Annotated in this window: 13 protein-coding genes and 1 tRNA gene; 9 read left to right on the top strand and 5 right to left on the bottom strand. The window is 38.6% G+C overall.

Annotated features, from left to right (window positions below; genetic code table 11):
• Nucleotides 1-86 precede the first annotated feature (86 nt).
• The 5 genes from porK to E4635_RS14125 all read left to right on the top strand — a co-directional run bounded on the left by porK (nt 87) and on the right by E4635_RS14125 (nt 5,966).
• Nucleotides 87-1,472 carry a T9SS ring complex lipoprotein PorK/GldK gene (gene porK, locus E4635_RS14145; protein ID WP_135527355.1) on the top strand — a complete coding sequence of 462 codons (1,386 nt, stop codon included), beginning with the start codon at nt 87-89 and terminating at the stop codon, nt 1,470-1,472.
• Between the two features lie 51 nt (nt 1,473-1,523).
• Nucleotides 1,524-2,168, top strand: a complete 645-nt coding sequence (gene porL, locus E4635_RS14140) for a type IX secretion system motor protein PorL/GldL (protein WP_135527354.1) — start codon at nt 1,524-1,526, stop codon at nt 2,166-2,168.
• Between the two features lie 53 nt (nt 2,169-2,221).
• Nucleotides 2,222-3,751, top strand: a complete 1,530-nt coding sequence (gene porM, locus E4635_RS14135) for a type IX secretion system motor protein PorM/GldM (RefSeq protein ID WP_135527353.1) — start codon at nt 2,222-2,224, stop codon at nt 3,749-3,751.
• A 52-nt stretch (nt 3,752-3,803) separates the two neighbouring features.
• Nucleotides 3,804-4,820 carry a type IX secretion system ring subunit PorN/GldN gene (porN, locus tag E4635_RS14130; protein ID WP_135527352.1) on the top strand — a complete coding sequence of 339 codons (1,017 nt, stop codon included), beginning with the start codon at nt 3,804-3,806 and terminating at the stop codon, nt 4,818-4,820.
• A gap of 75 nt (nt 4,821-4,895) precedes the next feature.
• Nucleotides 4,896-5,966, top strand: a complete 1,071-nt coding sequence (locus E4635_RS14125; protein ID WP_135527351.1) for an NAD(P)/FAD-dependent oxidoreductase — start codon at nt 4,896-4,898, stop codon at nt 5,964-5,966.
• An 11-nt stretch (nt 5,967-5,977) separates the two neighbouring features.
• Here E4635_RS14125 and E4635_RS14120 read toward each other — a convergent pair whose 3' ends face one another.
• A complete protein-coding gene (locus E4635_RS14120) occupies nt 5,978-6,379 on the bottom strand; it encodes a DUF983 domain-containing protein (protein WP_135527350.1) in 402 nt (133 codons plus the stop codon).
• Nucleotides 6,380-6,490: 111 nt separating this feature from the next.
• On the opposite strand from E4635_RS14120, the gene E4635_RS14115 reads away from it, so the two are divergent.
• Nucleotides 6,491-8,401: an ABC-F family ATP-binding cassette domain-containing protein gene (locus E4635_RS14115; protein ID WP_135527349.1), complete on the top strand. Its 1,911-nt coding sequence runs from the start codon at nt 6,491-6,493 to the stop codon at nt 8,399-8,401.
• Here the strand turns inward: E4635_RS14115 and E4635_RS14110 are convergent.
• The 3 genes from E4635_RS14110 to E4635_RS14100 all read right to left on the bottom strand — a co-directional run bounded on the left by E4635_RS14110 (nt 8,398) and on the right by E4635_RS14100 (nt 10,637).
• A complete protein-coding gene (locus E4635_RS14110; protein WP_246020812.1) occupies nt 8,398-9,567 on the bottom strand; it encodes a GNAT family N-acetyltransferase in 1,170 nt (389 codons plus the stop codon). The two genes, E4635_RS14115 and E4635_RS14110, sit on opposite strands and share 4 nt — an antisense overlap.
• 37 nt (nt 9,568-9,604) lie before the next feature.
• Nucleotides 9,605-10,087, bottom strand: coding sequence for a DUF1761 domain-containing protein (locus E4635_RS14105; protein WP_135527348.1), 483 nt, complete (start codon nt 10,085-10,087; stop codon nt 9,605-9,607).
• A gap of 103 nt (nt 10,088-10,190) precedes the next feature.
• A complete protein-coding gene (locus E4635_RS14100; RefSeq protein ID WP_135527347.1) occupies nt 10,191-10,637 on the bottom strand; it encodes a KTSC domain-containing protein in 447 nt (148 codons plus the stop codon).
• Between the two features lie 292 nt (nt 10,638-10,929).
• Between E4635_RS14100 and E4635_RS14095 the strand changes: the two genes are divergently transcribed.
• Both E4635_RS14095 and E4635_RS14090 read left to right on the top strand, forming a co-directional pair.
• Nucleotides 10,930-11,496 (top strand): hypothetical protein, encoded by a 567-nt coding sequence (locus E4635_RS14095; RefSeq protein ID WP_136937711.1) that lies wholly within the window; start codon nt 10,930-10,932, stop codon nt 11,494-11,496.
• 92 nt (nt 11,497-11,588) lie between these two features.
• Complete coding sequence (locus E4635_RS14090) at nt 11,589-12,464, top strand: T9SS type A sorting domain-containing protein (RefSeq protein ID WP_135527345.1); 876 nt, start codon at nt 11,589-11,591, stop codon at nt 12,462-12,464.
• An 87-nt stretch (nt 12,465-12,551) separates the two neighbouring features.
• On the opposite strand, the gene E4635_RS14085 is transcribed toward E4635_RS14090, so the two are convergent.
• A tRNA-Met gene (locus tag E4635_RS14085) sits at nt 12,552-12,624 on the bottom strand.
• Between the two features lie 152 nt (nt 12,625-12,776).
• On the opposite strand from E4635_RS14085, the gene era reads away from it, so the two are divergent.
• Nucleotides 12,777-13,658, top strand: a complete 882-nt coding sequence (gene era, locus E4635_RS14080) for a GTPase Era (protein WP_135527344.1) — start codon at nt 12,777-12,779, stop codon at nt 13,656-13,658.
• Nucleotides 13,659-13,821 lie beyond the last annotated feature (163 nt).

Raw genomic sequence — 13,821 nt, 5'->3', positions numbered from 1 at the left:
TTTTAATAAAAAAATTGTTTTTTAGAAAATAAATAAATAGGTTTACGCCCTTAAAACTTATGAATACATACATAACCCAAATTTATATGAAGAAGTTCATTTTATTAACAGTATTGGTTTCATTTTTGTACAGCTGTGGTTCGAAAGATAACGGACAGCTTGTAGGTGTTAAAGGAAAAGCTTGGCACCCGGAGAAGCCTTATGGTATGACTTTAGTACCTGGAGGTGCTTTTATTATGGGGAAATCAGATGATGATTTAGCCAACGTACAAGATGCTCCAACAAAAACAGTAACGGTTCGTTCCTTTTATATGGATGAAACGGAAATTACTAATAGCGAGTACAGACAGTATGTAAACTGGGTGAGAGACTCTATCGTTAGAATGCGTTTGGCTATCTCGGCTGACGAATTAGGAGAGAAAAACGATCCTAAATCTTCTAAAAAAGGTGGAAGTATTGCTGACTATGCGTTTGTTGATGCTGATACGACTAATATGAGCGTATATGATAAATATATGTATGACAACTACTATAGTGTAGGTACTGGCGACGATCCTTACGCAGGTAGAAAATTAAACAAAAAAGTAGCATTGAAATGGAATACAAGCCAATATCCTGATGCTTATTATACTGAAGTTATGGACTCTATGTACATTCCTGCAGAAGAAGCTTACAATGGTTTGAGAACTATTGATGTGGATAAGTTGAAATTCCGTTATTCTTGGATGGACATCCAGGCAGCTGCTAAAGCTAAAGTTGGAAAACGTAAAGAGTTTATCCGTAAGGAAGAAGTGAAAATCTATCCTGATACTACAGTTTGGATCAAAGATTTCGCGTACTCTTACAATGAGCCAATGCATAATGATTATTTCTGGCACCAGGCTTACGGGGATTATCCTGTAGTTGGAGTTAGCTGGAAACAAGCTAAAGCATTCTGTGCTTGGAGAACTTTATACCATAATGCTGAAAGAAAAAGACGTCACCAGGATTTCGTAAGCACTTACAGGCTTCCAACTGAAGCGGAGTGGGAATATGCTGCACGTGGTGGTCTTGAGTCTGGAACATATCCATGGGGAGGTCCTTATGCTAAAAACGACAGAGGTTGTTATTTGGCAAACTTCAAACCGGTACGTGGGGATTATGCAGCAGATCAGGCTTTGTATACTGTTGAAGCTCAATCTTACGAGCCAAATGATTATAACTTATACAACATGGCAGGTAACGTTTCTGAGTGGACTGATTCATCATATGATCCTACAGCATATGAATTCGTGTCGACTATGAACCCAAATGTATCTGACAACAGTAATATGAGAAAAGTTATTCGCGGAGGTTCATGGAAAGATGTTTCTTACTTCTTACAAGTTGGAACCCGTGATTTCGAGTATGCAGATTCAGCAAGAAGTTATATTGGTTTCCGTACTATCCAAGATTATATGGGTACTAACGTAACTGGAAACGCAGGCAAATAAGTAACTAACCAAACTTTATTTTTATATTTAACTTAACTAAAATTATTTATTATGGCAATTTTAAGCAAAAAAGCAATGAATTTCGCTTACGGTATGGGAGCATCAGTGGTTATCCTTGGAGCATTATTTAAAATCGCTCACTTCGAGTTCGGTTTTCTAACTGGAACAGTGATGTTGACGATAGGATTGGTAACAGAGGCATTAATCTTTGCTTTATCAGCTTTCGAACCTGTTGAAAAAGATCTTGACTGGTCATTGGTTTACCCAGAATTAGCGGGTGGCGAAGCTAACAAAAAAACAAAAAAAGAAGACGCAACTGAAGCGCAAGGATTACTTTCTCAAAAATTGGACGCTATGTTGAAAGAAGCTAAAATTGACGGAGAATTGATGTCTAGCTTAGGAAATAGCATTAAAAACTTTGAAGGAGCTGCTAAAAGCATTTCTCCAACTGTTGATGCTATCGCTTCTCAAAAGAAATATGCTGAAGAAATGACTATGGCAGCTGCTCAAATGGAATCATTGAACAGTTTATACAAAGTACAATTAGAAAGTGCTTCACGTAATGCACAAGCTAACAGCGAAATTGCTGAAAACGCATCTAAATTAAAAGAACAAATGCAGTCTATGACTTCTAACATTGCTTCATTGAACAATGTTTACGGTGGTATGCTTTCTGCAATGAGTAACAAAGGATAATTAGTTTTTTTAACTATAAATTTTATTTAATAACAAAAAACTAATTAGAAAAAATGGCAGGAGGAAAATTAACCCCTAGACAGAAGATGATCAACCTGATGTATCTGGTTTTCATCGCAATGTTGGCAATGAACATGTCAAAAGAAGTTTTGTCAGCTTTCGGATTGATGAATGAAAAATTCGAAGGTGCAAATACAGCTTCTACTACAAACAATGCTGGCATGTTACAAGCTTTAGATGCTAAGGCGTCTGAGGCAAAAGGAGAATTTATTGGAGCAGCGGCTACAGCTCATAAAGTGGAAGCGGCTACTAAAAAATTCTATGATTTCGTTGGAACTTTAAAAAATGAAGTTTTAACCGGAGTTGAAAAAGGTGAGAATGGTAAATTACCTTATGAGGCTATGGATAAAGCGGATAATTTAGATAACAGCTGGTTTACAGGTGAAGGTTATTCTAAAAGAGGTAAGGAAGTTGTTGCTGCAATCGAAGCTTACAAAGCGGATATGAAAGCGGCTTTAGGAGACAAAAAATATGCTCCGATTCTTGCTGAGATCACTAAAAAATTCGATTTATCGGATGTTGCAAACAAAGAAGGATTAAAAGATAAATACTTAAACTATCACTTCAAAGGTTTCCCTGCAATTGCTTCTTTGGCTAAATTAACTGCTTGGCAGAATGATGCTAAAAAAGCAGAATCTGATGTAATCAGTGCAGCTTTAGGTAAAGCGGCGGTTCAAACTGCTTCTTACAGTAACTATCAAGCAATTGTTGTTTTAGAGAAAAATGCTTATTTCCAAGGAGAGAACGTAAAAGGTAAAGTGGTTTTAGGTCGTTATGACGAATCTACTGTTCCTACTTCATTCCAAGGTCCTGGTAAATTAGAAAACGGTCAAGCTGTTATTTCGTTAACTGCAGGAGCTGTTGGAGAGCAAAAAATCAACGGTCAATTCAGCTTCTTGGAAGATGGAAAAAACATTCCACTTAAATTCGAAGGAAGCTATGTTGTTGTACCAAGACCTAACTCTGCAACTATCTCAGCTGATAAAATGAATGTAGTATACCGTGGTGTTCCTAACCCAATGTCTATCTCTTTCGCTGGTGTTGGTGATAACAACGTAAACGCTAACGCTACAGGTATGTCTAAAGTTGGAAACGGTAAATACGTTTTGAAACCAGGTGCTGGAACTTCTGTAATGATCAATGTTTCTGCTAAATTACCTGATGGTAAAGTAGTTAGTGACAAAAAAGAATTCCGTATCAAAGGATTGCCTGCTCCAACCGGAAAAATCCGTGGTGAAGTAGCGGCTAAAGGTCCTAAATCAAACTTGGAAAACTGTACGATTACTGCAGTAATGGAAGATTTCGATTTCCCTGTAACTGTAAACGTAACACAATTTAACATTAAAGTTCCTGGACAACCTACAATCGTATGTTCAGGTAGCAAAATGGATTCAAGAGCTAGAGCAGCTATTTCTAAAGCAGGAAGAGGCGATGTTGTAGTTATCTCTGAAATCAAAGCTTCTTTCTCTGGAATCGATCAGGTTGCTAAGAGAGTTTCTACTTGTACTTTCGAAGTACAATAAAAAAATATGAATTTTCGTTTAAACTATAATTAAACGCTAGAATTATAAAATTATGAATTGGAGAAATTTATTATTAGTTTTTGCTACTATTTTTGCTGGAAGTACAGCTTCTAATGCACAATCTAACTTGTTGAACGCTAAAGTGCCAGCTGAAATTGGTCTTAAATCGGCAGCTCAACAACAAAAAGATAACGACAAGCCATTAGAATACGGTTATATCGATGACCGTGATGTTTTAATGTCTAAAAAAACATGGGAAATAATTGACCTTGACGAAAGAATCAATTTCCCGTTGTATTACCCAATTGATACTGCCAGTGTAGGTAGTGACCGTCGTTCATTATACGATGTGTTGGTAAAAGGTATCAAATCTGGAAAAATCACGGAAGTTTATGGCGATAGCTATTTCAGAGAAAAGAAAACGCTAAAAGACATCAATGCTTCTTTGACAAAAACAGATACAAGTGATGCAGGTAGAGAGCAAATGAATGAAGACCCGGATGCTTTCAGAACCAGAATTGTTCAAACACCAGAGTATACTATGGTTAAAAAGGGCAAGAAAATGGTGAAGCAAAAAACCGGAAAGATGAAAACGGATACTATTCCGGCTTCAAGAAAAATTTCAGACGAGTTTGTTGTAAAAACAGATTTAGCTTCTATCGACGTATCAGACTACAAAATTGTTGGTCTATGGTATTTTGACAAACGCCAATCGGATTTACGTTACAGAATTTTAGGTATTTGCCCTGTGATTCCAGACGTTTATACAATGGGTAAATCAGAAGAGGAAAAAGATTACATCGAATTATTCTGGGTATTCTATCCTGGAGCACGTGAATTGTTACACGAATGGAAAGCATTCAACGATAAAAATTCATCTATGCCGATTTCTTTTGACCATTTGTTGAACTCACGTCGTTTCAATGCACTTACTTATAAAGAAGAAAACGTTTACAACGATAGAGAAATTGTTGAGTATATGAAAGATAACTCATTAATGCAATTGATCGAATCTGAAAGAGTAAAAGATAAAGTTCGTAATTTCGAACAAGATATGTGGAATTACTAATATCAAATTTCTCCAATTTCATAAAAAACTCTCGTCTAACAGACGAGAGTTTTTTTATTTCTATACTTTTGCTTTATGATTGATTATTTAATTATAGGTTCCGGAATAGCCGGAATTTGTTTCGCGGAAACTGCTTTGCAGAACGAGAAATCTTTTTTGATTATGGATAATTGTTCCAGTTCTTCGTCCAGAGTAGCCGGAGGTTTGTATAACCCGGTTATTTTAAAGCGTTTTAGTCAGGTATGGCAGGCAAAGGAACAATTGGTGTATGGTTTGTCTTTTTACGCGATGATTGAAAAGCGTATTGGTTCAAAAGTAGATTTTAAAATTCCCATTTACCGTAAATTTGCTTCTATTGAAGAACAGAACAATTGGTTCCACGCTTCGGATAAACCTAACCTGGCGCCATTCCTTTCCACGGAAATCGTCCACAGGGAATACCAATCGATCAGTGCCGCTTTTGGTTTTGGTGAGGTGTTGCAAACGGGTTATGTCGATACGGCTGCCTTGTTGGATCATTATATTTCGTATCTAAAAGCTGAAAATCTTTTCATTCAGGAAACTTTCGAATATCCTGCCGTGGAATTCCATGACAATTATATCAACTACAAAGGCATTAAGGCACGCCATATTATTTTTGCAGAAGGATTCGGGCTGCAACACAACCCGTTTTTTAACGAATTGCCTTTGGATGGTACCAAAGGAGAACTGCTAATCATCAAAGCGCCAGACCTTGATCTTGACGTGGTTTTGAAATCGAGTGTATTCATCCTGCCGATAGGAAATCAGTTGTTCAAGGTGGGTTCCACGTATAACTGGGATGATAAAACGGACATTCCAACAGAAGAAGGGAAACAAGAACTTATTGGTAACCTCAAGGAACTCATCGATTGTGATTTTGAAATTGTGGCCCATTTTGCCGGCGTACGCCCAACAGTAAAAGACAGAAGGCCTTTGGTAGGAACGCATGCACAACATCAAAACCTGCATATCCTTAACGGATTAGGAACCCGAGGGGTAATGTTAGGCCCATCTTTGGCGAAAGCCTTATTCGAAAATATTGAAAAAGGCATACCGTTGGATGAGCAGATCGATAGTAAAAGATTTGTGAAAAAGACCAAAAAAACTAACGATTCCGGAAAGTAAACCTTTGTGTTTTATGACTGTTGAGAGTCTGTTTTTTCTTTCCAATCCTTATCGTAACTGATGAAAATGTTAATCCAGATATTGCGGGAAAGGCGCATGATAACGGGCATCAATAGGATCAATGTAGCTGTGATGCCAATAAAGGCGGTCTTCATATTGGTCTTGAGGAAAAAATAAAAGACTACAAAAGCCGCTACACCCAAGGCAACACCCAATCCGTAACTCACATACATCGACCCATAAAAAAAGGAAGGTTCGATCTTATAACGAAGGCCGCAATGGCTGCATTCTTCTTTCATTTTGATGGTAAATGAAGGATTGTACATGTTTTTAGACACATACATGCTCTCTTCCTGACATTTAGGACAACTTCCTGTTAAAATGCTATTTAATTTCAATCCTTTTTTTAACATTTGCAAAAAATTTGGGTTACCGGTCAAACGGAACGCAAATTTACGATTTAAAGAAGAATGGCACCTTGTTTTCCTTTTTTAAATCGGCCAAAACTTTTAATTATTTGATAGATGCTTAATATACATAATTTGTCGGTTTCGTTTGGAGGAACGTATTTGTTTGAAGAAGTCACTTTTAGGATGGGTGCAGGTGATAGAGTGGGGCTTGTCGGAAAAAACGGTGCCGGAAAATCGACTATGTTGAAGATTTTGGCCAAAGATTTTGCCCCGGATTCAGGAAGCATAGCCACCGAGAAAGAAGTCCGGATAGGTTTTTTGCGCCAGGATATTGATTTTGAGCAGGGAAGGACCGTTTTGGAAGAAGCATACCAGGCCTTTACAGATATAAAAGAAGTCGAAAAAAAACTGGAAGAAATCAACCATCAGCTGGTTACCCGTACGGATTATGAAAGCGAGGAGTATTCCCAAATTATAGAAAATTTATCCGATTATACACATCGTTTCGAATTGCTTGGCGGTTACAATTATGTTGGCGATACCGAGAAAATCCTTTTGGGCCTTGGTTTTAAAAGGGAAGTATTCAACAACCAGACAGAAACTTTTTCTGGCGGATGGCGCATGCGTATCGAGCTGGCGAAATTATTGCTTCAGGCGAATGATATATTGCTGCTGGATGAGCCCACGAACCACCTGGATATAGAAAGTATCATCTGGCTGGAAAATTTCCTGCGCAATTATCCCGGCGTAGTGGTAATCGTATCACACGATAAAATGTTTTTGGATAATGTGACCAACAGGACCATTGAAATTTCGTTAGGGAAGGCTTATGATTTTAATAAACCATACTCTCAATACCTCGAATTGCGCCATGAAATAAGGGAAAAGCAATTGGCAACACAAAAAAACCAGGCCAAGAAAATTGAAGAAACAGAAAAACTGATCGAAAAATTCCGTGCCAAAGCCTCGAAAGCTTCCATGGCACAATCGCTGATCAAGAAATTGGATAAAGTGGAGCGGATTGAAGTGGATGAAGATGATAATTCCGTGATGAATATCTCATTCCCAGTGTCGAAAGTTCCTGGTAAAGTAGTCATTGAAGCCGAGCATGTGACCAAAGCCTATGGCGATAAAACCATTTTGGAAGACATTTCGCTTTTAGTGGAAAGAGGCAGTAAAATTGCTTTTGTGGGGCAGAATGGACAAGGAAAATCAACATTTATCAAAGCCATTGTAAACGAATTCGAATTTAAGGGTTCCATCAAATTAGGGCATAATGTGCAAGTGGGTTATTTTGCCCAAAACCAAGCGGAATACCTGGACGGCGAAATTACGCTGCTCCAAACGATGGAAGATGCCGCAACAGACACCAATCGTTCGAAGGTGCGCGATATGCTGGGCTCTTTCCTGTTTCGTGGCGATGATGTCGAAAAAAAGGTAAAAGTCCTTTCCGGAGGAGAAAGAAACCGTTTGGCGCTTTGTAAATTGTTGCTGCAGCCGATTAATGTACTGGTGATGGATGAGCCGACGAACCACTTGGACATCAAATCCAAAAATGTACTTAAAGCGGCGCTCCAGAAATACGAAGGAACGCTTTTGCTGGTGTCCCACGACAGGGATTTCCTAAAGGATATGTCAAACATCGTTTACGAATTCAAAGACAAAAAAATCAAGGAATATTTAGGCGATATCAATTATTTCCTGGAACAGCGCAACCTGGAAAACATGCGTGAAGTGGAAAAAAAGGATGTCGTTAAGAAAGAAACCCCGAAAGAAGCAGTAAAAACGTCGTATGAAGACCAGAAAAAAAACAAGACCCTTCAAAACCGTTTGAGTAAAATCGAAAGCCAGATCCAGCAATTGGAAAAAGATATCCAGGCAGATGACAAGGCCCTGGCGTCAAATTATGACAAACATGCTGAAGACGCCAATTTCTTTACAGCCTACACCAAGAAAAAAACAGAATTGGACAAGCTCCTGGAAGACTGGGAAACTGTACAGGAAGAGATAGATCAGTTAGGCTAATCTTTGAACGGGTGCCTTTGCTGCCATTCCAGCGTAGGCTCCAATCTTTTGAAAATGCTATCGATAAATCTGTTTATCAAAGGATTGTTGTGGTAAATGAAGCCGGACATCATAATAGGCTGTGCACCTATTGAGCTTTTGATTTCCAATGCCGTCCTTCCGAAAATTATTTTTTTGAACTGATTTTCGATGCCGTACTTTGTCATGTTGTACAGCATATTCAAATACAGCATTTTTTCTTTCTGAATATGATCGTCATAACCCAAAAAGTATGTTTCCAAAACATCTCCGTTAATCAGTAGTGTGTGGAACCCGACTAATTTCCCGTTCAGGAAGTACCCGCAGATTACAAATTGGTCCTGCAGCTGTTTCTTGAAGGTTGAAAAATGGTTTTTCGCCAGGAAAAAAGTATTGAAAGGCGCATTTTTGGCTACATGATGGTACAAATCGTAAATGCGTTCTTCATGGAGGATTATTTCCTCGTACTGGAGTTCGCGGACTTCGATTTCCTCACATTTCTTATGTGCCCGTTTGTATTGATCCCGGTATTTTTTGGAAAAGGAAGCCACATAATCCTCATTGGTGTTCCACTCGGGGCGCAATTCAAATACCATATTGGGCTGCGTATTGAATTCATACACATTCGAGAAGCTGTATTTTTTAAGCTCCACAGCGCAATGCTGGTAGAAATCCTTAAACGAAACGATATGGATTGTTGTTTTCTTTTTCTTGAAATAAAGGGAAATGGCATCGGCACACTGCAACAGCAATTCGCTGATGTGCTTGAAATCCGTTTCTTTACTGAAAGCATACCCGTTTTGGCCGGTAATCATGTTGTTGCCCAAAAACAAGGCATGCGAGGCAAAATTCTTGAAAACAAAATTCCGGATGACCGTCTTTAGGCAATTGTCCCGTTCCCCGAAAGATTCTAAAAGATTCAGGTTTAAATATTGCGCCAGGGCCACTCCGGTGAGTTCTGAATTTTCAAAAATGCCAATATAAAAACACTGCATATTTACCGGTGCCGAGGCTTCAAGTACTTTAAGGTAAGCGGTTTGCAGAAAAGCATTGTTTACGGCGATTTTGTCCCAATTTGCTGGAAGTTGCGAAATAGAAGTATAGATTTTAAAAGAGGCTGTTTCCAATAGTAAAAAAAATCGCTCCACAAATGTAGAGCGATTACGGTATAAATAAATGTTAAAATTATTTCATTGCGCAAATAATTCCACCCATGATGGTGAAACATACAATCCAGAAACCGGAAGTCACCATTACATATTTGAAACTTCTTCTTTCGTATAATGCATTAGTACCGGTAAGTGGGAAAACCAGGAATAAGCCGGTCATGAATCCGTGAAGGGCACCGTGTTTGAAAGTCCTGAAAGCATCGCCATAATCAGCCATGAAAGCAGCATAAGAAGGTTTTGCAACCGAAGGATCTCCGCCTACCATTCCAAGAGCCCCAAACTGGTGGATGGTCAGCATTTGCAATATAAAGGCGATCAGGAATGCATACACAACAGAAAGTCCAAAAATCATCATCATATTGGCTCCTTTCATTTTTTCTTCAGTCGTTCCCGATTCCCTCATCCAGATGCCTCCGAAAACTTTTGGATTATACCAGATAAATCCAACCACAAGTGTGGATAACGCAGCAAGCAATAAAGCTAAAAAATTAATTTCCATAGTTTTGTTTTGTTAAGGTTTGTTACTCAAATATAGGAAATATTCTGAATAAAAAAAGACTTTCTGTAAGGAAAGTCTTTAGTGTATTGTAATTGATAAAATATTAATCTTCAGCGGCTTCACCAGATTTTCTGTAGATGAAGTTTCCGTAGATATGCCTTTTTGCAAAACGGTTAGGAGATTCGGCATTGACCATTTTCACATAAACATTTTTAGGAACACCGATGTATTCGTATTCCATCCCATTGAAATATTTCACAAATAAAGTTTGTTTCTCAAGGTGGAAATCAAGAATATTCGAATTCGTGATGGTGTCAGTATATTCCGGAAGGTTTTTCTCAACAGTTTCAGGGGCGATGCTCACTAGAAAGTGATATGCGCCAATAATTGCCTTACTTCTTTCTTCAGCTGCTAATTTTCCAGCTTCATCATTTACGAATTTGTCAGGATGAGAATCTTTCATGCTGTTTCTGTAAATGGTTTTCAATTCTTTTAAGGTAACATTTTTGTCAACTTCAAGCAATTTTCTGTATTCGATAACTCTTTTCATATTTGTTTTTTATGTAAAAACACTGTTTGTCAGTGTTTTATGTGTAAACCGTGCCTTTATTTTTTTCGGTGCAAAGGTACACTTATTTTAAGAATACGCACTATTTTAAATATATTTTAAGGAATGTTGGTTTTTAACCTGTTTTAAATGATAAATCCGGAAGTGTTAAGGTTTTGGGAATACTAGTTATAGATTTATTTAAATGGATACTTTTGGAGTCTAAATAATTATGATGAACAAAACAGGACTCTTTTTAATACTATTGGTTAATTGTGTGAATTCTTATGGTCAAATGACATGGGAAAAATGTTTTGGAGGAACTTCCGAAGAAAGATTGCGTCATACACAGTTTGGACGTTCCAATGTCATCAGGACATTCGATAATAAATTTGTGATTGCCGGTAATTCCGTTTCAACCAACGGTGATATAACAGACAGTAATGGAGGCCGTGACTGTTGGATTGTAAAATTTGACGGTGATGGGAACCTGGTATGGCAAAAAAGTTATGGAGGAAGTGATCAGGATCAGGCGAATAAAGTAATAGAGACTTCTGACCACGGTTATCTTGTGATTGGTTCTACTAATTCTGTTGATGGCGATGTTACCAATAATAAAGGAGGGGATGACGTTTGGGTCTTAAAGCTGGATGTTGCAGGGAACCTTCAATGGCAAAAAACATATGGAGGTAGCGGAACAGATATAGGGGGTTCTGCCTGCCAGGACGGGAATTCATATGTCATTACCGGAGCTACTTCATCAAATAATATAGATGTCAGCGGGAATCACAGTGTCGCTTTTTATGATGTCTGGACATTTAAAATTGATTTAAATGGTAACATGCTCTGGGAAAATGTTTAGGAGGTTCAGACAACGACACTTCGATTGATATCATAAAAACTCCGGAAAATGATTATGTGGTTTGTGGGACAACCTATTCGGTAAATGGGGATGTGCTAAGCAATACACATGCAGTAAATGCACAAACCGATACTTGGGTTGTAAAACTTAATAGTTCTGGAAATAAAATTTTTGAAAAATGCTATGGGGGAACCTCGCAAGAGTATGCTTGTGGAATAATCAATGATAATGACGGAAACTATGTGCTATTAAGTACATCATCTTCAACTGACGGTGATGTAACAGGACATCATGGGAACAGCGATACCCAAGATTATTGGGTGACGAAAATCAATAAGTTAAACGGGGCGATAATCTGGCAAAAATCTTTAGGCGGTACAGAAGAAGAACAAGCCGGAACGATTTCTTTAGCATCAAATGGAGATTATGTAATCAATGGGGAGTCCTATTCCAATGACGGAGACATAACAGCCGCAAATGGTTACTGGGATTATTGGATGGTAAGATTGACTCCTGCTTTAACGGTTCCGTGGAATTATAGCCTGGGTACTGAAAGGGACGAGCAGGGGATATCTATTGTGGAAGCCGCTCCGGGATGTTATATAGTTGCCGGTGAAGGCAACGGGAAATTTATAGCAGATCATGGCGGGTTTGGATTTGATTATTGGGTAGCGAAAGTTTGTGATTCTGCTCTAAATACAGAAGAAAATGACTTCGGCAATAGTGGCATAACAGTATATCCAAATCCCATGGTTTCTGATGGCGTATTGCGTTTTAACCGTCAACTATATAACTGTAAAGTCGAGATAAACGATATCTATGGCCAAACTATTGCAACTCTTCAGTATGTCTCTGGAAATGAAATGGCAATAGATAAGAAACGATTGCCTTCCGGGGTTTACTTTTTAAAAATCACAGATACTGACAAAAAGGTTATTGCGATAAAAAAAATAATTGTTTCGGATTAGCAGGTAATACTGGCTGTTAAACCGCTTCATTTCAAAAACAAAAAGCCGTAAAAACAAAAAGCCTTGCAAATGCAAAGCTTTTCTTAGTAGCGGGAACAGGACTCGAACCTGTGACCTTCGGGTTATGAGCCCGACGAGCTGCCTACTGCTCTATCCCGCGATGTTTCGAGTGCAAATATACGACGAAATTCGGTCCGTGCAACTAAAAGTGTAAAAAACTTTTTTATTTCTTCTATTCACTTGATATGACTACCTTTGCACCGGAGACCTTTGGTCCGAATGTCCGAATTAGAAAATATAAATGCAATATAAATGTCACACAAAGCAGGTTTTGTAAACATCATTGGAAACCCAAACGTTGGGAAATCAACATTAATGAACGCTTTTGTAGGCGAAAGATTATCCATTATCACCTCAAAGGCGCAAACCACACGCCACAGGATCCTCGGAATTGTCAATGGCGATGATTTCCAGGTCATCCTATCGGATACGCCAGGGATTATCAAGCCGGCTTACGAAATGCAGGAATCGATGATGAATTTCGTAAAATCGGCTTTTGAAGATGCGGACATTTTGATTTATATGGTCGAAATAGGAGAGAAGGAACTCAAGGACGATGCATTTTTCAATAAGATCATCCATGCCAAAATACCGGTTTTGCTGTTGTTGAACAAAATCGACACCTCAAACCAGGAACAATTGGAAGAGCAAGTAGGTTTCTGGACACAAAAAGTGCCCAACGCGGAGATTTTCCCAATTTCGGCATTGCAGGACTTCAATGTAAAAGAAGTTTTTGCCCGAATCATTGAATTATTGCCGCTTTCCCCGCCGTTTTACCCAAAAGATGCCTTAACGGACAAGCCGGAACGTTTTTTCGTCAATGAAACCATCCGTGAAAAAATCCTGATCAATTACAGCAAGGAAATCCCGTATGCGGTAGAAATCGTGACGGAAGAATTCTTTGAAGATGAGGACATTATCAGGATCCGTTCGCTGATCATGGTAGAGCGCGATACGCAAAAAGGCATCATTATCGGCCATAAAGGCGCTGCTTTAAAGAAAGTAGGAATGGAAGCCCGTGCCGATTTGGAGAAATTCTTCGGCAAGCAAATCCACATCGAATTATACGTAAAAGTGAACAAAAACTGGAGAAGCAACGCCAATATGCTCAAAAGATTCGGTTATAACCAATAATTGAGGATTTGGGCGTGACCGCAAGGGTCAGGCTATCCGTTCCAATCTTTGTTGCCAAAAGAATGGCAACAAAGGATTTTCACTACTATCCTTCACGCGAAAAAACGGGTAGTACATTCAAAAATAATAAAGTACCTTTGCACCCCGGGTTTTGAAAAGGCCG

It is taken from the genome of Flavobacterium humi (assembly GCF_004745595.1).
In the GTDB taxonomy this organism is placed as follows: domain Bacteria; phylum Bacteroidota; class Bacteroidia; order Flavobacteriales; family Flavobacteriaceae; genus Flavobacterium; species Flavobacterium humi.
This window is presented reverse-complemented; position numbering and strand designations above follow the sequence as displayed.